General features: G+C 45.6%; 20 protein-coding genes and 1 pseudogene. 11 read left to right on the forward strand and 10 right to left on the reverse strand.

Features of this window, described 5'->3' with window-relative positions; all coding sequences use genetic code 11:
* The first annotated feature begins 82 nt into the window (after positions 1-82).
* Positions 83-466 carry a DUF3461 family protein gene (locus KHN79_RS10140; protein ID WP_182008687.1) on the forward strand — a complete coding sequence of 128 codons (384 nt, stop codon included), beginning with the start codon at positions 83-85 and terminating at the stop codon, positions 464-466.
* Positions 467-533: 67 nt separating this feature from the next.
* Here the strand turns inward: KHN79_RS10140 and truC are convergent, their stop codons facing one another.
* Complete coding sequence (truC, locus tag KHN79_RS10145) at positions 534-1301, reverse strand: tRNA pseudouridine(65) synthase TruC (RefSeq protein WP_182008688.1); 768 nt, start codon at positions 1299-1301, stop codon at positions 534-536.
* Positions 1302-1306: 5 nt separating this feature from the next.
* A complete protein-coding gene (locus tag KHN79_RS10150; RefSeq protein WP_182008689.1) occupies positions 1307-1621 on the reverse strand; it encodes a YqcC family protein in 315 nt (104 codons plus the stop codon).
* 79 nt (positions 1622-1700) lie between these two features.
* Here KHN79_RS10150 and KHN79_RS10155 point away from each other — a divergent pair, with 79 nt between their 5' ends.
* Positions 1701-2756, forward strand: a complete 1056-nt coding sequence (locus KHN79_RS10155) for a DUF3549 family protein (RefSeq protein WP_182008690.1) — start codon at positions 1701-1703, stop codon at positions 2754-2756.
* Positions 2757-2766: 10 nt separating this feature from the next.
* Positions 2767-3066, forward strand: a complete 300-nt coding sequence (locus tag KHN79_RS10160; RefSeq protein ID WP_182008691.1) for a DUF3301 domain-containing protein — start codon at positions 2767-2769, stop codon at positions 3064-3066.
* Here the strand turns inward: KHN79_RS10160 and KHN79_RS10165 are convergent.
* Positions 3026-3511 carry a GNAT family N-acetyltransferase gene (locus KHN79_RS10165; RefSeq protein ID WP_182008889.1) on the reverse strand — a complete coding sequence of 162 codons (486 nt, stop codon included), beginning with the start codon at positions 3509-3511 and terminating at the stop codon, positions 3026-3028. The genes KHN79_RS10160 and KHN79_RS10165 overlap by 41 nt on opposite strands.
* Before the next feature lie 1055 nt (positions 3512-4566).
* On the opposite strand from KHN79_RS10165, the gene KHN79_RS10170 reads away from it, so the two are divergent.
* Both KHN79_RS10170 and KHN79_RS10175 read left to right on the forward strand, forming a co-directional pair.
* Entirely contained in the window at positions 4567-4860 is a 294-nt protein-coding gene (locus KHN79_RS10170) for a hypothetical protein (protein ID WP_182008692.1), read from the forward strand.
* Complete coding sequence (locus KHN79_RS10175) at positions 4857-5300, forward strand: YaiI/YqxD family protein (RefSeq protein WP_182008693.1); 444 nt, start codon at positions 4857-4859, stop codon at positions 5298-5300. Before KHN79_RS10170 ends, KHN79_RS10175 begins: the two co-directional genes overlap by 4 nt.
* Before the next feature lie 83 nt (positions 5301-5383).
* Here the strand turns inward: KHN79_RS10175 and KHN79_RS10180 are convergent, their stop codons facing one another.
* The 3 genes from KHN79_RS10180 to KHN79_RS10190 form a co-directional block, all read right to left on the reverse strand.
* The gene (locus KHN79_RS10180) at positions 5384-6970 is read right to left on the reverse strand and encodes an AbgT family transporter (RefSeq protein WP_182008694.1); all 1587 of its coding nucleotides are present in this window, start codon (positions 6968-6970) and stop codon (positions 5384-5386) included.
* Between the two features lie 229 nt (positions 6971-7199).
* Positions 7200-7325: a type B 50S ribosomal protein L36 gene (gene ykgO, locus KHN79_RS10185; RefSeq protein ID WP_005380299.1), complete on the reverse strand. Its 126-nt coding sequence runs from the start codon at positions 7323-7325 to the stop codon at positions 7200-7202.
* A 10-nt stretch (positions 7326-7335) separates the two neighbouring features.
* Positions 7336-7590 (reverse strand): type B 50S ribosomal protein L31, encoded by a 255-nt coding sequence (locus KHN79_RS10190; protein ID WP_182008695.1) that lies wholly within the window; start codon positions 7588-7590, stop codon positions 7336-7338.
* 122 nt (positions 7591-7712) lie between these two features.
* On the opposite strand from KHN79_RS10190, the gene tsaA reads away from it, so the two are divergent.
* The 4 genes from tsaA (at position 7713) to KHN79_RS10210 (ending at position 10849) form a co-directional block, all read left to right on the forward strand.
* Complete coding sequence (gene tsaA, locus KHN79_RS10195) at positions 7713-8423, forward strand: tRNA (N6-threonylcarbamoyladenosine(37)-N6)-methyltransferase TrmO (RefSeq protein WP_182008696.1); 711 nt, start codon at positions 7713-7715, stop codon at positions 8421-8423.
* A gap of 111 nt (positions 8424-8534) precedes the next feature.
* Positions 8535-10250: a proline--tRNA ligase gene (locus KHN79_RS10200; RefSeq protein ID WP_182008697.1), complete on the forward strand. Its 1716-nt coding sequence runs from the start codon at positions 8535-8537 to the stop codon at positions 10248-10250.
* Positions 10251-10451: 201 nt separating this feature from the next.
* Positions 10452-10658, forward strand: coding sequence for a YaeP family protein (locus KHN79_RS10205; RefSeq protein WP_182008698.1), 207 nt, complete (start codon positions 10452-10454; stop codon positions 10656-10658).
* Positions 10658-10849: a DUF4250 domain-containing protein gene (locus KHN79_RS10210; protein ID WP_182008699.1), complete on the forward strand. Its 192-nt coding sequence runs from the start codon at positions 10658-10660 to the stop codon at positions 10847-10849. The genes KHN79_RS10205 and KHN79_RS10210 overlap by 1 nt, the downstream gene beginning before the upstream one ends.
* Positions 10850-10927: 78 nt before the next feature.
* On the opposite strand, the gene KHN79_RS10215 is transcribed toward KHN79_RS10210, so the two are convergent.
* Positions 10928-12292 carry a sodium-dependent transporter gene (locus KHN79_RS10215; RefSeq protein ID WP_182008700.1) on the reverse strand — a complete coding sequence of 455 codons (1365 nt, stop codon included), beginning with the start codon at positions 12290-12292 and terminating at the stop codon, positions 10928-10930.
* Between the two features lie 409 nt (positions 12293-12701).
* On the opposite strand from KHN79_RS10215, the gene KHN79_RS10220 reads away from it, so the two are divergent.
* Positions 12702-15248: an Ig-like domain-containing protein gene (locus tag KHN79_RS10220; protein WP_182008701.1), complete on the forward strand. Its 2547-nt coding sequence runs from the start codon at positions 12702-12704 to the stop codon at positions 15246-15248.
* 113 nt (positions 15249-15361) lie between these two features.
* Here KHN79_RS10220 and KHN79_RS10225 read toward each other — a convergent pair.
* Positions 15362-16104 (reverse strand): annotated as a pseudogene (locus KHN79_RS10225) (YggN family protein).
* 61 nt (positions 16105-16165) lie between these two features.
* Entirely contained in the window at positions 16166-16645 is a 480-nt protein-coding gene (locus KHN79_RS10230) for a GreA/GreB family elongation factor (RefSeq protein WP_182008890.1), read from the reverse strand.
* 76 nt (positions 16646-16721) lie between these two features.
* Between KHN79_RS10230 and KHN79_RS10235 the strand changes: the two genes are divergently transcribed.
* A complete protein-coding gene (locus KHN79_RS10235; protein WP_182008702.1) occupies positions 16722-18665 on the forward strand; it encodes a RecQ family ATP-dependent DNA helicase in 1944 nt (647 codons plus the stop codon).
* A 74-nt stretch (positions 18666-18739) separates the two neighbouring features.
* On the opposite strand, the gene dinB is transcribed toward KHN79_RS10235, so the two are convergent.
* On the reverse strand, positions 18740-19804 hold the full coding sequence (gene dinB / locus KHN79_RS10240) for a DNA polymerase IV (protein WP_182008703.1): 1065 nt from the start codon (positions 19802-19804) through the stop codon (positions 18740-18742).
* Between the last annotated feature and the right edge of the window lie 41 nt (positions 19805-19845).

A 19845-nucleotide genomic window follows, 5' to 3' on the forward strand; every position in this document is an offset into this window, starting at 1 on the left:
TTTGACGAAATATCAGCTATCTAGCGCGCACTTTGGCTGCTACAGTTAGGATGATATCAATTCAGTATTATAGAGGTAGCCTATGTTTCCACACCTCACTGGTTTGGGCATTCAAGATCCAAAGCAGATAGAACGTTATTCTCTACGCCAAGAGGCACACAAAGATGTGCTGAAAATCTATTTCCTCAAGCAGAAAGGCGAGCTCTTTGCCAAAAGCGTTAAATTCAAATACCCACGCCAGATTAAAAACGTCCTTGTTGACAGTGGCAGTCACCAATACAAAGAAGTTACAGAAATTAATCGTAATCTCACTTTAGTTATTGATGAGCTGAATAAAATCACCAAACCAACCAAAGTGGCAGAAGTCGACGTCAAACAGAAAATTCTCTCTGACCTTCGTCATTTAGAAAAAGTCGTATCGAGTAAGATCGCTGAGATCGAAGCGGATCTGGAAAAGCTCAAATAACGATAGATTAATCACAAAATGAAAAAGGGGTTGGCGAAGTGCCAACCCCTTAGTGTTTATCTCACGTTTAGTTCACCAACGACGTGTCCCATTCAAACCGCTCAAACAAGCTCTGCCAGGTTTCATCAATACCCGCCTTGAGTACTATTTCTTTATTAGTGTAAGGATGGATAAAACGAAGCTCTGACGCGTGCAATAACAGGCGGTGTGAGTCAAATTCAACACGATAGAGCTTGTTGTGCTTACCATCACCGTGCGAAGTATCACCCACGATTGGATGACGCAGGTGTGCCATATGACGGCGAAGCTGATGTTTACGGCCTGTTTTTGGCTTCATTTCCATCAAACAGTAACGCGTTGTCGGGAACTTACCAGTAGAATATGGCACTTCTACTTTCGCGAGCGGCTTGTATGCAGTAACCGCCTCTTGAGCTTCTTTTTCTTGTGAAGCGAACTTATCTGCGATTTTGTCCAATTCAACCTTCAACGCGTAATCTAATACGCCCTCTTCCTCAATCCAGCCACGTACAATAGCGTGGTAAATTTTCTCCATTTTGTGCTCAGCAAACATCGGCATCACCTGAGACGCGACCTCACTTGAAAGTGCAAAGACCAAAACGCCGGATGTTGGCCTGTCCAGGCGGTGGAGCGGAAAAACATGCTGACCAATTTGATCACGCAGTGTCTGCATGACGAACTGGGTTTCGTGTTTATCTAACCAACTGCGGTGCACCAGCATACCTGCGGGCTTATTCACCGCGACAAAATATTCGTCTTGATAAACGATCTCCAGCTCGACCGGAGTGACAACTTGTGATGTTTCTTGTTCTGACATAGTGGTTACTTACATATTTCGTCGATGGTTCGGATAGTTATCAATAACTCAGCATATTGCGGGTCTTGTTTCCACGCCTCTGAGAAATAAGGTTCAATTGCAAAACCTCTCGGTAGCGGCTGATTACTCTCAACTAAAGTCCTCATACGGGCGATAAATATCCACTGCAGCCATTCGTGAGGATGGAGCGTATCTATGGCAAACGGCTCTACACTTTGTAGTGCTTTTGAAGATGGCACGGTTTGTTGCCAAAGCTGATGGTTTTTTAGCTGAACTTCAAGTTGATGAAGTAATTCCGCCAGTTTTGTGCTTGTTGTCATTAACTTTTACATATCGAACCTTGAATTAGCCGAGAATGATACCATCTCTTGTGAAAAGAACGTTAGGACGTCGTATTTAATGGAAAACATTCAGACCCTCACCCAGTTGCTGAAAAATAGTAATTGTGACTATCAAATCTTCGATCTCGGGCGCCGCATCAGAACCATCGAATCGCAAATCTTTGCCGACGTTGAAAAAGGTCAATGCCCTTACCCGTTTCCGATGCAGCGCAAAGCTCATTTAGCCATCGCTTACTGGAATGAACAAAGACAGCCTTGGATCTGGTTCTTAAAATTCGAGTTGGATGAACGTGGCCTGTTAAAACAATCTGATATTGGTAACTTCATCAAATACGTCGTTGAAGCCATGGGCACACGTCTAAGCGAAGAAATGTCCGAAGAACAGCAACAGAAGTTGTCTAACAACCCGTACACCTTCAAACCTACGGAAGATAAAATGGCGGTTTTCCACAGTCAGATTCGCTCTGATTTGGAGTTGCCGACCAGTCAGTATTACGAACATGCACAACACTACTTTTCTGGTGGTCTTGGTTGGGAAAACTGGCAGACAGTTGGGCTGCAAGGTATCACGGATATGGCGGCCAGGCAGAGCAAAGAGCAAAACGCAGTTGCCTTACGTAAATCTCTCCATCATCTTCCAAGCGAGCCACTGTATGCCTTGCTCGGAGCATTAGAGCATGTTGAATTAAATACAAAGTTAGCTGAACGTATCGCGGAGAAAGCACAAAAAGAGATTGAAAGTAATGAACCGGATCTCTTCCTGTTATCTGCATTGACGCGCGCACTTGCAGGCGCGTCGACAGAGATCTCCTTGCCGGTATTAAAAGCAATATTACAGAGCCCTCGCCTTAGCCACCAGGAAGTCCTTATTGGTATCGCAGGCCGAACATGGCACCTGTTAGCGGATGCAAAGGTTGCTGAGCAGTTCTTACTTCGACTTGCGCAAACAGGAAATCAAACTCTATTTAATCAATTATTTGCTGATTTGGTGATGTTGCCAGAGTTAAGAATGGTGCTACTGCCGTTATTGCATTCTAGCCCTTCAGAAGAGTTGGCGCGTGCGCTGGTCAATTTGCAGCAAGCGGCCATAGAACAAGCGAAAAAAGGACAATAAAGGTTCAAGGATGATAGGAGATCTATTAGCAATACTGGGACTGTGCTTTTTCTGTTTTCTGTTTTGGCAACAGCGCCGTCAGTCTGAACTGGCTAAAATCGCAATTACACGAAAATGCGAGCAATTGGATCTACAGTTAGTGAGTATTGCTTTTGGTGCACATAAACTCAAAACGCCAGAAGGGTTCTGGCGTTGGCATACTGTGTATCAGTTTGAGTTTTCATCCCTTGGCGATGATTGTTACCAAGGGGAGTTGACAATGGTCGGATTCAGGCCGCTGAGCTTTCACCTGCCACCGCATCGTTTGTAAATTCCATTTCAAAGTAAGGGCCATATAAGTCCTTACTTTCTCGAATTTTAATAAACCCTAATTTTTCCAAAACCGCCAGCGAGGCCAGATGGCCACAATTTACAGTCGCTGTTATTTTATGAAGTCCTAATTCCCGGCATGCTTTTGGTAAAAAAGCCTTTAACGCTTCCGTTGCTAAACCTTTCCCCCAATATGCTTTATCGAAGATAAAGCCTAATTCTGGCTTGGAATTCAGCTGGGATATAAATATATGTCCCATATAGTCTCGACTGCCACTCTCTAACACCGCCAGACTATAAGTATTCTTATCATCCAGTATTTTTTCAAATAGTTGTTTGGCAGATGCTACTGTATGAGGGCCGTTCATTTCAGCGCGATTTTTTGCACAGCAATTAAGCATGACAAATTCTAGTTGCAACGACTCATCGTACGGTAGAAGAAGCATTCTTCTGGTTACTATGGCCACATCTTTTCCTTGATTACAACAAACCTAACTCACCCGCATGTCACATGTAATGAATAGACAACTCAGTGACTGCGAACATAATATTTTGTAGAAAAGCCAAAAGTTTAACCAACTGATTTAATAGAGTATTGTTCTTATTTAATGTTTTTAACAATACGTTAAATGGCAATTAATAATTATTATGATGTTGCTAATCTTATGCTAAGGAGATGATTTCTGTTACTAAAAGTGGCGTAGGAAAATTCGGATAACATCACGAAGACGTTGAGCTTCAAATTTTAACTACTCTGCATTAAGCATCCTTTAACCCGTTGTTTAAATATCCGGAAACGATGCCTGTACACGTGGATTCTAAAAACAATTGATTCAAAAAGAAAAACCCCGACACAAACGTATCGGGGTCATGATCTTACTCGCAGCAGTCCGGCTACTAAATAATGCTCCTTGCATCATCCTTAATAGTGGCTGATCCCTTCAGCTCTGTCCCTTCTTCGCCGTCCTAGCGGTGTCCATTATCATCCTGATAGCCAACATTCCCCGTTAGCGCACTTCACTTGTTCCCTGAGCGGTGTCCATGGCATCATCCTGATGCTGTCCCTAACCTCAATCCTGAGAGGTGTCCATTGTCTGTCCCTAGTCATCAACTTCCTGTTAATGATTGCTTCCCTACAATGTCCTTTGCTCCTTGCTTGACTACTCATCCTGAGTAACCAAATCGTCATCCTGACGATAACCAAATCCTTGGTACTTTCCTGTTCCGTGTCTGCTTCCTGCTGACAAGGTTTAATTTACGCTTTTTCTTTGCAATCACAATTAGCCTGGGTAACATTTTTTCAGACAATTTTATTGCCATTCAGGCCCAACCCATAATTATCAACAACTTAACAAGAAAAACTTCGCTTTATCTGCTTCGAAAATCGTTTTCTCTTACAAGTCTTGTAAGAGATCTCTCACAAAGCACGATCCAAATTGCTATTCGCTAAATTCAACAGCTCAAAGTATGATGATACCGATATCACTGTTAAGGACAGAAAATGTTAACTCAAGACGTCACTAAAGAGCTGGAAGCCGTAATGGAGCAGCTGCAGAAAGAGGGTAAAGAAGCGAGTGTGGCTTTAGTTAAAGCCCGCATGAAAACACCAGTTCCTATGCCAGCTTTGATAACGGTTATAAAAAGTTGGAAGAGTGCGAATCACGTACCTAAAGTGGAAATCAAAGCACCCGCATCAAAAGAAGAAGATCGCTTGACTGCACTTGAACATACCGTCGCCATGCTGACTGCTCGTATTGAAGAGTTAGAAGCCAAACTGAGTGAGAAATTATCATGAAGTTATGGGTAGATGCCGATGCTTGTCCTAAAGTAATTCGTGAAACCATTGTGCGCGCAGCAGAGCGTACCGGCGTAGAGTGTACCTTTGTCGCCAACCACACAGTCCCTGTACCGAAAAGGGCAAATATTCATTCGCTCCAAGTCCCGGCAGGTTTTGATATTGCCGACAACGAAATTGTTCGTCGCGTGGAAGCAAATGACCTGGTGATTACTTCAGACATCCCACTTGCAGATGAAGTCATCACTAAAGGTGCGTTAGCACTAAGCTCTCGTGGTGAGTTATATACCAAAGACACCATCAAAGCCCGCCTTAACATTCGCGACTTTATGGACACCATGCGTTCGAGCGGTATTCAAACAGGTGGTCCGGCAGCACTGTCCCAGACAGAGCGTCGTGAGTTTGCCAATCATCTGGACCGTATTTTGGCCAAGCGCTAATCACACCTACTTTGACCAAAACGAAAAATAAAAAAGCCTGCGATAATCGCAGCTTTTTAGAGCTGTGTGAAAAGCTCGATTTATTAAGGCGTGTAGTACGTTGCCGCGCCAGGACCTACTGGTAAACCGAATACGAATACCCATAGGTAGAACAACACACTCCAACCTACGATAAAGCAGATTGAGTAAGGCAGCATTGTCGCGATCAGAGTACCGATACCTAGGTTCTTCATGTAGCGAGTAGCAACCGCTAGAATCAGACCAAAGTAGCTCATCATTGGTGTAATGATGTTCGTGGTTGAGTCACCGATACGGTAAGCAGCCTGAATAGTTTCAGGAGCGTAACCTACTAACATTAGCATTGGCACGAAGATAGGAGCTGTCACAGCCCACTGTGCAGATGCAGAACCAATCATCAGGTTAATGAAGCCACACATCAGAATGAATGCGAAGAACAACATTGGGCCTGTCAGACCGATGTTTTGCAGGAAGTCTGCACCCGCTACTGCGAATACCTGACCAAAGTTAGTCCACTTAAAGAAAGCAACAAACTGAGCGGCGAAGAATACCAATACAATGTACATGCCCATTGAAGACATAGACTTAGCCATCGCGTCGATAACGTCACGGTCAGTTTTCATTGTGCCAACAACTTTACCGTATACAAAACCAGGGATAGCAAAGAATACGAAGATGAAAGCAACGATACTTTTCAGGAATGGTGAACCTGCAACAGTACCAGTAGCAGAACGCAGAACACCGTCTTCAGGAACGATTGTCCATGCAAGTAATGCTGATACCGCCAGAACTGCAATACCTGCCAGCTTCAGACCTTTCTTTTCTAGGTCTGTCAGGCCACCCATCTTGTCCTTAGACAGATCTTCTGCAGCTTCTTCTTCGTTGTACTTACCAAGTTTTGGTTCAACGATTTTCTCAGTAACGAATGCACCCATACCTGCAATGAAGAACGTAGACACAAACATGAAGTACCAGTTTGATTCTGGACCAACTGTGTATGTCGGGTCGATCATTTGTGCCGCTGTTTCAGTGATACCTGAAAGCAGAGGGTCAACCGTACCGATAAGCAGGTTTGCAGAGTAACCACCAGATACACCAGCAAATGCAGCAGCAAGACCAGCAAGAGGATGACGACCTAATGAGTGGAATAGCATTGCTGCTAGTGGGATAAGTACCACGTAGCCAAGCTCAGATGCAGTGTTAGAAATGATACCAGCAAAAACGACTGTCACTGTAACCATGCGCTGAGAAGCACCCATTACAAGACCGCGCATCGCAGCTGAAAGCAGACCTGAGTACTCAGCAATAGCAACACCAAGCATTGCTACCAGTACAGTACCTAACGGAGCGAAACCAACAAAGTTTTTAACCAGGTTAGTAACGATCAACTGCAGACCTTCAGCATTAAGCAAGCTGACAACGTGGATCATGCCATCAGCGGCACGACCTTTTGCCCCTTCTGGGCGAGGATCCATTACTGAAACTTCGAAGTAACCAGCAATACCCGACATCACCAAAATGGCTAAACAGAAAAGGGCAAATAGTGTAATCGGATGAGGTAATAGGTTCCCCAAATATTCGACAGAATCCAAAAAGCGCGTAAACAGCGGCTTCTTAGGCGTGTTTTGTTTAATTGAAGCAGATGAACTCATCTGGTCTCTCCTTGTTTTTATTCCTGTGCATTTGTGACAAATTTGTCAAAAAGCGAGCGAAGATTACTTGAGAGATGAGCCAATTTAAAGCCTTAAATGTCACAAAGTGTAACTAAGTGACAAATATTTAACCACTCACAACTAAAAACATAGATTTTTCACCTACATATGACAAATAAGCCAAAACTATCAATTAAACAAAACAATAAGCAGTTAATATGACACCTTGTTATTTCTGTACTGCCTTGAACCTTGGGTTGGTTTTACAAATGACATATAGACGTCCCCTACGCTTCACAATCTGACAGTCTGGATGGCGGCTTTTAGCACTCTTTAATGACTTTACAACTTTCATCTCTGTCTCCTTATTCTTTAGTAAACTGACCAAAACGACGATTGAAGTTGGCAATACGCCCTTCCGTCTGGACCACACGTTGCTTACCCGTGTAGTAAGGATGCGATGCAGAAGATACATCTAACGTAAAATAAGGGTATGTTTTGCCATCTTCCCATTCGATGGTCCTGTCAGTTTTCAGTGTTGAACCAACAACAAAATATTTATCTACACTAGTGTCATGGAACACCACTGGACGATATTCGGGGTGGATATCTGGTCTCATTACATTTTCCTTTGCACTAATTGTTATGTTATAACATTTTAATTAATAATAATTCCCAATAAGAAAAGCAAGAGAAATTTGTGATACTTTTTGCATTAAACGAGTCATTAAAGATATCTGCTATGTATTCCATCGAGCCAATCGGCGTCATTGAAACGCCTTACAAAGAGAAATTCGCAGTACCCCGCCAACCACGTTTGGTGCCGGCTGCAACAGCAAGAGTAAAACTTCAGGGCGATGCAAATAGCCCTGAAGCGGTCAGAGGTTTAGAGCAGTTTTCTCATGTATGGCTGCTGTTTTTGTTCGACCAGAACTTAGAGGCAGGCTGGAAACCAACGGTCAGGCCTCCACGTTTAGGCGGGAACGAAAGAATTGGTGTATTTGCCTCTCGCTCTACTTTTCGGCCAAATGGTATTGGCATGTCAGCAGTTGAAGTAAAAGGCGTCACTAAGAAAGGCGATCAAATCTATATAGACGTGGGCAGTGTTGACTTAGTCGATGGCACCCCTATTGTCGATATCAAACCCTACATCCCCTACTCGGATTCGATTGCCAGAGCCCAAGGCGGCTATGCAGAAGAAGAGCCTGAAAAGTTGCAAGTCACTTTTTCTTCAGAAGCACTTTCATCAGAGTCATTGGCGTCGGAGACAAAGCGATCCGATACTGAACATATGTTGCGTGTCATCGAGCAAGTGTTAGCGCAAGATCCCCGTCCAGCGTATAAGAAGAACAAGCCGGACAGCAAAGAATATGCGGTAAATTTGTTCGATTTAAACGTCAAGTTTACGGTGAATGACAACTTAATAACGGTTACCGCGATCGAAAGCTTTTGACAAAGCCAATTGGCTGATATTATAGGCGGCTAACAAAATTCCCATTATGGGATCCCCATACTCCGTCCAATTCTGGCGAGAGTATCTAACTTAAATAAACGGATAAATTTAATGCGTACCAGTAATTATCTTCTTTCTACTCTGAAGGAGACTCCAAACGACGCAGAAGTAGTGAGCCACCAGCTCATGCTACGTGCAGGTATGATCCGTAAGCTGGCTTCAGGTCTATACACCTGGCTACCTACTGGTCTACGTGTACTGCGTAAAGTCGAAAACATCGTTCGTCAAGAGATCGACAATGCAGGTGCAATCGAAACTTTGATGCCCGTTGTTCAGCCGTTTGAACTATGGGAAGAGACAGGCCGCAGCGAAAAAATGGGACCTGAACTACTTCGCTTTACTGACCGTCATGTTCGTCCGTTTGTTCTTAGCCCGACCGCTGAAGAAGTGATCACTAGCCTGGTACGTAACGAAGTTAGCTCGTACAAGCAGCTTCCTCTGAACCTGTACCAAATCCAGACTAAATTCCGTGACGAGCGTCGTCCACGCTTTGGTGTAATGCGTTCTCGTGAATTCTCGATGATGGATGCATACAGCTTCGACATCGACAAAGAAGGTCTGCAAAAGTCTTACGATGCAATGCACGACGCTTACTGTAAAGCATTCGACCGCATGGGTCTGGATTACCGCCCTGTACTTGCGGATAGCGGCGCTATCGGTGGTAGCGGCTCTCAAGAGTTCCATGTACTGGCAGAAAGCGGTGAAGACCTAATTGCGTTCTCAACCGAATCTGACTATGCAGCGAACATCGAAAAAGCAGAAGCTTTGGCTCTTGCTGATTCAGCTCCAGCGCCAACTCAAGAGATGACGCTAGTTGATACGCCAAACGCGAAAACGATCGCAGAGTTGGTTGAGCAACATGGCCTAGCTATCGAGAAGACGGTTAAGACATTGTTTGTTAAAGCGTCTGACGAAGTCGATGCGGACATCATTGCTCTGATCATTCGTGGTGACCACGAACTGAACGAAGTAAAAGCAGAAAACCTCAAAGAAGTTGCCGCTCCACTTGAGATGGCGACAGAAGAAGAGATCCGCGCACTTATCGGTGCAGGCCCTGGTTCTCTTGGCCCGGTAGGTCTTAAACTGCCATTTATCGTTGATCGCAGCGTAGCAGTAATGAGCGACTTCGGTGCCGGTGCGAACATCGACGACAAACACTACTTCGGTATTAACTGGGGTCGTGACGTTGAACTTGGTCAGATTGAAGATCTACGTAACGTGGTTGAAGGCGATCCAAGCCCGTGTGGTAAAGGTACTATCCAGCTTAAGCGTGGTATCGAAGTTGGCCATATCTTCCAGCTAGGTAAGAACTACTCAGAGAAGATGAACTGTGGCGTTCTTGGTCCTGACGGTAAAAACGTAATTCTGGAAATGGGTTGTTACGGCATCGGTGTTACTCGCGTTGTTGCGGCAGCGATTGAGCAGAACCACGATAAGTACGGCATCATCTGGCCGGATGCATTGGCACCTTTCCAGGTTGCAATCGTACCTATGAACATGCATAAGTCAGAAGAAGTGAAAGAAGCGGCTGAGAAGCTGTACGCGGAACTGACAGCTATGGGTATCGAAGTACTGTTTGATGACCGTAAAGAGCGTCCAGGTGTAATGTTCTCAGATATGGAACTGCTAGGTGTACCACACACTATCATCATCGGTGACCGTTCAATGAAAGAAGGCAACTTCGAGTACAAGAACCGTCGTAGTGGTGAGAAAGCAGCTGTAGCGATGGCTGATATTGTTGAGCACGTTAAAGCTCAGCTTAAGTAACTCCATTGCTTAATTGATGTTAAAAAGGGTTGGCTTCGGTCAGCCCTTTTTTATTCAAGAAAATCAAAATCTCTATCTCGCTCCGCTGATTAAACCCTGCTCAAGATGAACAACAAATTGAGCCAAAACAAGTCTCTGCTTTGAGTTTCAAATCGGCTATGTGTATATTTGAGAGCAGTTATCACTTTTAAGGATTAGACGATGCAAGTATACGGCTGTTGTGAACTGGTTCGTGAACTCTATGCTCAAATTGGCAGTGGCGATCAAGCTTATATACCACAGGCAATTTCTTGTGCAGTGAAGGCGCTAAATGATGTTGCTGCTAATGAATCCCTGCCAAAAGAAACTCGTGAAGCAGCAGCTTTTGCCGCTGCCAACCTGTTGATTTCAGATTTTGAGGATAAGTAATGAACCTGGCGAATTTTGAGTCTATGGACCCGGTGATGCTAATGAGCATCGTCAACATGAAACTGCGGGACGACTTTGGCGGAGATCTGGATAAGCTAGTTTCTTTCTTTGATATTGACCGTGCCGCACTGGAAGCCAGACTGGCAAGCGCAGGGTTTGATTACCTTCCGGAAGCGGGTCAGTTCCGTTAATCCTTTACTTAAAGGTACGAATACTAAAAAGGGCTTGATGAGTGATCATCAAGCCCTTTGTTTTATCAATTTAACTCGTTAGCCAAATGAAGCCCAGATAACAGTAGCCACAAGTACCGGACAAACAAACTTCACGTAAACTGGCCATAGTTTACCAAACCAGCCCTGAGTGAACTCCGGGAAGCCCTGTTCAAGTTCTTTGATTTTTGAATTACGACTCCATACCCAGCCACCAAACAGACAGAACAGGAGTGCTGCAGTTGGTTGTAAATACTGAGTAGCCACGGTCGCAACCAGACCGAACATTGCGCCAAAGTTATATACAATCACCACACTGAACAGAGCAATCAAGCCACCTAGTACCCAGCTTGTTGCGCCACGTTTAGTATTGAAACGCTCACTTACCAGTGCAACCGGACATTCAAGCATAGAAATAGATGACGTCAGTGCGGCAATCGTCAGCAGTAAGAAAAACACGATTGAAAACAGCTGACCAAGCAAACCTAAGCTATCAAACATCAGTGGTAACACAGTAAAGACTAACGTATCTGAGCTCAGCAGGGAGCCATCTTCTGCGTATATCTGCACGCCTTTTTGCATTGCCACAAACATCGCTGGCATCACAACCAGGCCAGCAACAAACGCCACTGCTGTGTCGACTAATGTCACGTTCATCGCCATCTTAGGCAGGTTCTCTTTCTTACTGAGGTAAGAACCGTAAATCAGCATCGAACAGCCACCAATGGTCAGAGAAAAGAAGCCCTGCCCCATCGCTGCTAAAATTAGCTTTCTGTCCCAGATTTTTTCAAAATCCGGTACCAGATAATGCTTAAGACCTTCCATCGCGCCGTTTTGCGTCATGATGTAGACAAACAACAATCCAAACAGCACAAACAACGCTGGCATCAATCGCGTTGACCATTTTTCGATACCGTCTTTGACGCCGCCTTGAACGATCAAGACAGTAAGAACGTAAAATGTGATCGTACCAAACAGGTTGCGCTCTACGCTGAAACCTTTGAACCAGGCAGTCATTTCTTCCAGGCCCATGATGTCAGTTACTGCACCGAGTAAAAAGCAGATTAACCAACCACCAACAATAGAATAAAACGCTAACACAGCACTTGGTACACTCAGACCAATCCAGCCAACAATGCCACCAATCTTTTTACCGACCGGATTGTGTGTAAGCGCGCGCATACTATCTACGGGGTTGGCCTGACCATGACGACCAATCGCCATTTCAACCACCAGCATAGGAAAAGCAACGATAAGAATCATCACTAAATAAACCAGCAAAAAGGCACCACCACCATTACTTGCTGCTTGTGTTGGGAAGCCCCAAATATTGCCCAGACCAACTGCAGCGCCTGCTGCCGCTAAAATAAATCCGAGACGAGAGCCAAAATGCTCACGAGGCTGAGAAGAAGTTTGTTGTGTCATACCACTCACACAAAATATCAATGAACTAGCTAACTAGTACATTATAGAAATATCAACTAATCAGCAAGAGCAACCAGGTCAAATATTCGACAACCAGAACAATTCGCAGATATTCAGTTTGTAAAATATTACGTACATCCCATATTTAGTCATCACTCATCAGCCAAAGTTTCCACTACTCCAACATCTTTAATCCGCAAGTTTTAGTGCCACGAGCCATCGTGAAGTCAGCCGAAAATTTATGAGCTCTTGTGTCAGCCACGAATAGTTCCTCGTGACATTGTGTCGAAAAGAAAAATCTAGCGCTTCGTTTTTCACTCCCAAGGTCTATCTATCAACTAGTGATGCCCAAGTAACCTCAGGATGCCTGGGTATATTCCATTCATGTCGATGACTCAAGGAGAGAAAAATGAAACTGAGCCCACTTCACACAGCGGTGATAGCAGCGCTGAGTGTCAGCTATCAAGCTCAAGCCTACAATTGCGAAACTTTACCCGACTGGGACAGCAAGGCTGTATATACATCAGGTGACCAAGTTCAGACTCAGGGCGACGCTTATGAAGCCGCATACTGGACCCAAGGCAATAACCCGGAGAGTAACTCAGGAAGTTGGGAAGCCTGGAAGTTACTTGGTCAGTGTGAAGGCGGAAGCAGCAATTTGTCTCCGACCGTGTCTTTCTCTTCTCCGACTGCCAATGCTGACATTCCAGAAGGTAGCCTGATTACCTTACTGGCAAGCGCTGCAGATGAGGATGGCCAGGTAACGCAGGTTGAATTCCTGGCGGGGGATCAAACCATTGCGATCATCACAGAAGCGCCATTTGAAACTTCCTGGACCGCGACGAACGGTACTACTCAGCTAACTGTGATAGCAACCGACAACGAAGGTGCCATGACAGCAACGACCATTGCTATCAATGTTCAGCCTCAAGTTGAACTTCCACCGCCAAGTGTCGCATTGACCAGCCCGACCGGCAGCGAAACGCTGAGTGCAGGTGATATCCTGACAGTCAGTGCGCAGGCAGACGATAGCGATGGCATCGTGACTCAGGTTGAATTCTTTGTGAACAACCAATCTGTCGCTATTGATACCAGTGCGCCTTATGAACACAGCTGGACGGCATCTGAGGGAACACACACCTTTAAGGCTCAGGCAACAGATGACTCAGCATTAACAACCACTAGCCAGGAAGTCACTTTAATTGTTGCAGGCTCAGGTACAGGCAGTGGTGGATGTGCAGATGCGGTTCAATACGTAGCAGGTACTAGCTATGAAGCCGGTACCCTGATTTCTAACCTGAACCAGAAATACCGCTGTGATGTCGCAGGATGGTGTTCATCTGATGCTGCCTGGGCATACGCGCCGGGCGAAGGGCTGTACTGGCAGGATGCATGGACAGGATTAGGCACGTGCTCGGCTCCACCTCAGGTTTCGATTACTTCTCCGGTTGATGGTCAGATCTTCCTCGCGGGCAGCAGTAATAATGTTTCCGCCGAAGCCAACGATGCGGATGGCAGTGTTACACAAGTCGAGTTCTTCGCCAACAATGCCAGTCTGGGGGTTGTCTCCCAAGCGCCATACTCGGTGCTCTGGGATGCAACGATGGTAGGAACAAACCAGCTTAAAGCTATCGCAACCGATAACGAAAATAACACCTCAGAGTCGGTTGTGAATGTAACGGTCAGCGACAAAGATTTAGTCGTTGCTTTATCTTATCCCGGCACAGGTCAAACCGTTGGTTTGGGCAAGAATCTGGCACTGAGTGCAGAAGCCACCTCGCTTACCTCTGATATCAAACAGGTAGACTTTATCGTCAACGGCGCAGTTATCGCTACTGATACCACTGCACCATACGCGACAAACTGGACACCAGCCGCTATCGGCAGTTTCACAGTCAGCGCTATGGCCGTTGATCTTGCAGGTAACTCAGCGACTTCTGATTCAGCAACGGTTACTGTGGTAGAGCAAACTGCAAAACGTCACAAGCTGATTGGTTACTGGCACAACTTCGTTAACGGTGCGGGCTGTCCAATCCGTCTCGCTGACATGTCCGATGCATGGGATGTCATTGATATTGCCTTTGCAGAAAACGATCGCAACAGCAATGGTACTGTCCACTTCAACTTATACTCAGGCGACATATACAGCTCGTGCCCTGCTTTAGATGCAACGCAGTTCAAGCAGGATATGGCTGCACTTCAGGCGAAAGGTAAGAAATTTGTACTTTCTTTGGGTGGAGCAGAAGGTACGATTACCTTAAATACCGACCAGGATGAAGCTAACTTTGTATCCAGTCTGACCGAAATCATCGCGGAATGGGGCTTTGACGGACTGGATGTAGATTTGGAGAGCGGCTCAAACCTTGTTCACGGTTCGCAAATTCAGGCTCGCTTGGGTCGTGCACTACTGCAAATTGAACAGAACATGGGCGGTGATATGTATCTGACCATGGCTCCGGAGCACCCGTATGTTCAGGGTGGTTTCGTTGCCTACAGCGGTATCTGGGGGGCATACATCCCGGTAATCAATGATACGCGCAGTACACTCGACCTGTTACACGTTCAACTGTATAACAACGGTGGCCTACCTAACCCCTACCTCGCCGGTTCTGCGCCGGAAGGCTCTGTAGATATGATGGTTGCTCAATCTAAAATGCTGATTGAAGGATTTGAGCTGGCAGATGGAACTCAGTTTGAACCTCTGCGCGATGATCAGGTAGCGATTGGTCTGCCATCTGGTCCTAGCTCAGCTAACTCAGGTCAGGCACCGACTCAGAATATTCTCGATGCTCTGGATTGCTTAACCAAAGGCACCTCATGCGAAAACGTAACACCAGCATTCAACTACCCGAATTACGCCGGTGTCATGACATGGTCTATCAATTGGGACGAGCACGATGGCTTTAACTTCTCACAACCAGTGGGCGATAAACTGACGCAAATGAATGCACAATAAGTTTCTCACCAACAGGGGCCGCTCCAAAGCTCCCACATAAACAAAAAAGAGAGCGCATAAAAACGCTCTCTTTAATTATTTATCCACCCTAAATTGGGTTACTGAAAGCCTGATTAAATCGTAAAGACTCGGTAGTCTTTCAGCTCAGGGATTTTTTTCAGTACGTTTTCTTCCTGATCAGCCATTTTATCCAGCGAGTCACACAGGTCTTCAGCCTGCTGTTCTACCTCTTTCGAGTGTTCCGAAAGACGCTGTTCAACTTTCGCGCTCAGCTCCGCCATGCTTTCAGACAGGGCGGTAAGATTCAGGCCCTCTCCTTCTTTCATCTTTTTAGACAACGCCTCAAACGCACTTGCCAAAAATTCCTTGTTGAAGATCTCCTGAGCTTTCGCGAAGTCATCCGTCCAGCTTTGCGTCATCGACTCAAAGCTCTCTGCAGGTAGAATGAAATCGCCATCTTTGTAGTAACGCGATTCTACGTCCGCAAAAACGTTTTTACGGAAGCTTTTACATTATCAAAAGCATCTGGCGCATCTAGACTCGCAGCAATATCATCGATGATGGCATTTGCCAGTTCCAAACCATCACTCGCTAATTGTTTGGCCTTAGGAATAGCGGTGTTCATCTGTTCCCGGTAGTCTTCAATCGCCGCTTTTTGCTCAGCATCAAGCTCGACCTGCTCCCCTTTTATAAACAGATTGTTGTCTTCGTCTACGACCGCTTTGTCACCGGTTGTCTGGTGAATTTCCAAACTCTGTCCATCCATACGAACTTCGTTGTTGATATCGACACGACATTGCGCCGAGTAACCAGAAGCACTCACCATCAGCAGAGAGAGTGTGATCAGTTTTTTCATGTATTTCTCTTTTGTCCGACTTTACTATCGTTAAACATAACACTGAGTGATAAGTTTGGTGTCAGAAAACCGTCACAACCTCATAACAAGTTGTTTTATTGCCGATTTCAACAATCACCTCGTCACCCTCTTCTTTACCTATCAGAGCCCGGCCAAGTGGGGATTTCGCCGTTAAGACAAAAACGTCCTTATCTTGCCACTTGACCGTCACACCACCGGAACAGGGGCCGATGAAGAAACATTTCTCATTGGAATGGTCATCTTCGAGCACGACATAAGCACCGACACCAATCGGCACACCAGTAAAGTCCCGCAGAACTAATGCCCGGTACTGCCTCAGCTCTTCCTCACTTTCCTGAACACGCATCGCCTGTCCGTGGGCAAGGTATGAGGCCTCCAGGGCCAGCGTATCGTATTTATGTTCTGGTACGGTCTCTTCATCCGTTGCGGCATCAATGGCACGCTGGGTAGCAGCGTGTGCAACCTGAAGTTTTTCTTCCAGTTGCTGAATGATTATCTGGACTAAATCTGCTTTGCTCATACTTTTAAGACGCGCTTTACACACTCTAAATATGTTAATGTGCTCTAGTTTACCATTAAAGTAAGGCTTCCCTAACATGCAAACTAACCCGTTGCAGAAAAGTACTCAGTTGCATCAAACGCTTCAGTCCGTATTTGGTTTTGACGCCTTGCGTCCAGGTCAGCAACCAGTCATCGAAGCCGTCATGAATGGTTACTCTGCAGCGGCAATCTTTCCCACCGGTTCAGGTAAATCTCTTTGCTACCAACTGCCGGCAACCATGTTACCCAACCTTACTTTAGTCATATCTCCCCTGCTTGCATTAATGAAAGATCAGCTGAGTTTTTTGCAAGGCAAAGGGATCGCTGCAGCCTCAATCGACAGTAGCCAGAGCAGAGAAGACGCGCAGCAAGTGATGGCGGGTGTAAAAAACGGCCAGATAAAAATTCTGATGATTTCAGTAGAACGGCTCAAGAACGAGCGGTTTCGGGAGTTTATCCGTCAGGTTCCCATTTCTTTAATGGTGGTGGATGAAGCACACTGTATCTCTGAATGGGGTCATAACTTTCGTCCTGATTACCTGAAACTGCCGCAATACCAGCGCGAGCTGAATATTACTCAGTCGCTATTGCTCACTGCTACGGCGACTCCGGCCGTTATTGAAGATATGCAGCACAAGTTCAATATCGCGAGTGAACATATTACTGTCACTGGTTTCTATCGTCCGAACCTAGATATAGAAGTGGTTCCCTGCAATGAATCTGAGAAGCAGACTCAGCTTAATAGAATCATTGCCGCGCAGCCTGCCTTGCCGACGATTGTGTACGTGACTCAGCAACAGACAGCTGAGCAAGTAGCAAAATCGCTGATTCATATTGGCATTAATGCGCACGCTTACCATGCAGGGATGAAGAGCGACGTCCGTGAACAGATTCAACAGCAGTTCATGGCGAGCCAAATCGACTGTATAGTGGCAACAATTGCCTTTGGTATGGGCGTGGATAAGTCCGACATTCGCCGCGTTATCCACTTTGATTTACCAAAATCAATTGAGAATTACGCGCAAGAAATTGGCCGGGCTGGACGTGATGGTCAACGCTCGGAATGTATTCTGCTTGGCAATACGTCTGGCCTGACGGTGCTGGAAAACTTTGTTTATGGCGATACGCCGGAGCAAAGCTCCATCAGCCATGTGGTAGAGCAAGCCCGTGAACATGCCCCACAGTGGGAAGTTGTACCGCTGCGTTTATCTAAAGAAAGTAATATCCGCCAATTACCGCTAAAAACTCTTTTGGTTTATCTGGAGTTAGAGAAAGTCATCGAAGCTAAATACAGCTATTTTGCCGAATATCGCTTCAAGTTTCTCCAAGATCAGCAATTCATTCTCAATCAGTTTCAAGGGGAACGACGCCAGTTTGTCGAAGCAATCTTTACTTGCTCTACTAAAGCCAAAGTATGGTGTCAGGTGGATTTAGACGCGCTGTGGATGAACTATCAGTCAGAGCGAAGCCGCGTAGTTGCTGCTCTGGATTACTTCCACCAAAACGGTTGGATTGAACTCGAAAGCAAACAGTTAACCGATGTGTATTCCGTTCTTCCTGAGACACAAAGCTCCGAGCAGTTAACTCAACGCCTGTATGAACTGTTTCAGTCTAAAGAACATAAGGACATTGAACGAATTCATACCATGCTGAATCTGTTCCAATCATCAGATTGTCTCAGCCATCAGTTAGCTCACTACTTTGCTGACGCTAATGCACCGCATCAGTGTGGGCATTGCTCGGTTTGTCGTGGACAAGTAGCAAGCTTTCCGAATCAAGAGCATGAACAGCCATCCCTTACCCAGATAACATCCTGGGTGAATGAATTCATAAAACTCTCTCCAACAGCAATCAGTAATGATGCGGTAGCCCGGTTTTTATGCGGTATTAGCACACCACTCATCAGCCAGCTCAAAGCTGCTAAGCTGTCCGGTTACGGTGCAATGGCAAATGTTTCTTTTGATCAAGTCATAGAGCAAGTTGAAAAAGCTCGTAGTTAGAAACTTGTCGTTAAAAGCTTTCCGTTGAAAGCTTTTCGTTAAGATAAACCGAGCTTCAAAGAAGCGACATTTAATTAGAAAAAGCTTAGTTGCCTCGCTTGTGCTTCGGGTTTGAGCATCACGCTCAAACCTAACAAGCGGATTTCCCTGCCCTGTTGACGCTTGAGAATATCTTTAAGCAGAACTTTGAAGTCATCCAGTTCAAGCTGTGGATGAATATGTTCTATGGTGGTGAGCTGAAAATCGGCAAACTTTACTTTTATGCCTTGTTTGACGATGGATTTATCTGGGCTGGCTCGTTCGAGTCGTTTTTCCAGCTCGGGATATAGCTTACTCTCTATCACCTGCCAACATTCTTCGTAAGTAGAAATGTTCTGGCTAAATGTGCGCTCAACGCCGACTGACTTTCGCTCCCGCTCGACCACTACTTCTCTGTCATCAATACCGTGACTACGTTTCCATAGTGACGCTCCCTGACGACCAAACTGACGCAGCAGCTCACGGTAATCACTGTTTTTAATATCTTCACAGAGATAGAACCCGGCTTGCTGCAGCTTTTCTAGGCTGACCTTACCCACTCCCGGAATTTTTTCCAGTGGAAGCTTATCGACAACTTGCTGGACTTTATCAGGTGGAATTACAAACTGCCCGTTTGGTTTGTTCATGTCTGACGCAACTTTAGCTAAGAACTTGATCGGCGCTACGCCAGCTGACGCCGTCAAACCAAGCTCATTAAATATATCTTTGCGAATCGCTTCAGCAATTAGTGTTGCGGAGCCATGACACATTGTTGCGTCTGTCACGTCTAAGTATGCTTCGTCTAGCGAAAGGGGTTCAATGACGGGGGTATAGCGCTCGAATATAGCGCGAATCTGTTGTGATACCTGCTTATAGACCTGCATCCTTCCGGGAACAACCAGAAGATTTGGACACAGTTGCAGCGCGCGAGCCGTAGACATTGCACTGCGCACACCAAACTTACGCGCTTCATAATTACAGGTGCTGATCACGCCACGCTGCTTCTCATGACCGCCAACAGCCAGCGCAATGCCTCGGTAGTTTGGGTTATCTCTCATCTCGACGGCAGCATAAAAACAATCCATATCGACATGAATGATTTTTCTGATTCGCTCTGACATAACCGGCAACACACTGTTTAAAAATACAGTATAGATAAATT

This window comes from Vibrio sp. B1FLJ16, from assembly GCF_905175385.1.
Classification (GTDB): Bacteria; Pseudomonadota; Gammaproteobacteria; order Enterobacterales; family Vibrionaceae; genus Vibrio.

Excerpts from the sequence above, each read along its gene's own strand:
- KHN79_RS10150 (WP_182008689.1), bottom strand. The coding sequence starts at position 1,621 with ATGACAACAAGCACAAAACTGGCGGAATTACTTCATCAACTTGAAGTT.
- KHN79_RS10160 (WP_182008691.1), top strand. The coding sequence starts at position 2,767 with ATGATAGGAGATCTATTAGCAATACTGGGACTGTGCTTTTTCTGTTTT.
- KHN79_RS10180 (WP_182008694.1), bottom strand. The coding sequence starts at position 6,970 with ATGAGTTCATCTGCTTCAATTAAACAAAACACGCCTAAGAAGCCGCTG.
- KHN79_RS10140 (WP_182008687.1), top strand. The coding sequence starts at position 83 with ATGTTTCCACACCTCACTGGTTTGGGCATTCAAGATCCAAAGCAGATA.
- KHN79_RS10175 (WP_182008693.1), top strand. The coding sequence starts at position 4,857 with ATGAAGTTATGGGTAGATGCCGATGCTTGTCCTAAAGTAATTCGTGAA.
- KHN79_RS10190 (WP_182008695.1), bottom strand. The coding sequence starts at position 7,590 with ATGAGACCAGATATCCACCCCGAATATCGTCCAGTGGTGTTCCATGAC.
- KHN79_RS10205 (WP_182008698.1), top strand. The coding sequence starts at position 10,452 with ATGCAAGTATACGGCTGTTGTGAACTGGTTCGTGAACTCTATGCTCAA.
- KHN79_RS10215 (WP_182008700.1), bottom strand. The coding sequence starts at position 12,292 with ATGACACAACAAACTTCTTCTCAGCCTCGTGAGCATTTTGGCTCTCGT.
- KHN79_RS10210 (WP_182008699.1), top strand. The coding sequence starts at position 10,658 with ATGAACCTGGCGAATTTTGAGTCTATGGACCCGGTGATGCTAATGAGC.
- truC (WP_182008688.1), bottom strand. The coding sequence starts at position 1,301 with ATGTCAGAACAAGAAACATCACAAGTTGTCACTCCGGTCGAGCTGGAG.
- KHN79_RS10220 (WP_182008701.1), top strand. The coding sequence starts at position 12,702 with ATGAAACTGAGCCCACTTCACACAGCGGTGATAGCAGCGCTGAGTGTC.
- KHN79_RS10165 (WP_182008889.1), bottom strand. The coding sequence starts at position 3,511 with ATGCTTCTTCTACCGTACGATGAGTCGTTGCAACTAGAATTTGTCATG.
- KHN79_RS10155 (WP_182008690.1), top strand. The coding sequence starts at position 1,701 with ATGGAAAACATTCAGACCCTCACCCAGTTGCTGAAAAATAGTAATTGT.
- tsaA (WP_182008696.1), top strand. The coding sequence starts at position 7,713 with ATGTATTCCATCGAGCCAATCGGCGTCATTGAAACGCCTTACAAAGAG.
- KHN79_RS10235 (WP_182008702.1), top strand. The coding sequence starts at position 16,722 with ATGCAAACTAACCCGTTGCAGAAAAGTACTCAGTTGCATCAAACGCTT.
- KHN79_RS10170 (WP_182008692.1), top strand. The coding sequence starts at position 4,567 with ATGTTAACTCAAGACGTCACTAAAGAGCTGGAAGCCGTAATGGAGCAG.
- KHN79_RS10200 (WP_182008697.1), top strand. The coding sequence starts at position 8,535 with ATGCGTACCAGTAATTATCTTCTTTCTACTCTGAAGGAGACTCCAAAC.
- KHN79_RS10230 (WP_182008890.1), bottom strand. The coding sequence starts at position 16,645 with ATGAGCAAAGCAGATTTAGTCCAGATAATCATTCAGCAACTGGAAGAA.
- ykgO (WP_005380299.1), bottom strand. The coding sequence starts at position 7,325 with ATGAAAGTTGTAAAGTCATTAAAGAGTGCTAAAAGCCGCCATCCAGAC.
- dinB (WP_182008703.1), bottom strand. The coding sequence starts at position 19,804 with ATGTCAGAGCGAATCAGAAAAATCATTCATGTCGATATGGATTGTTTT.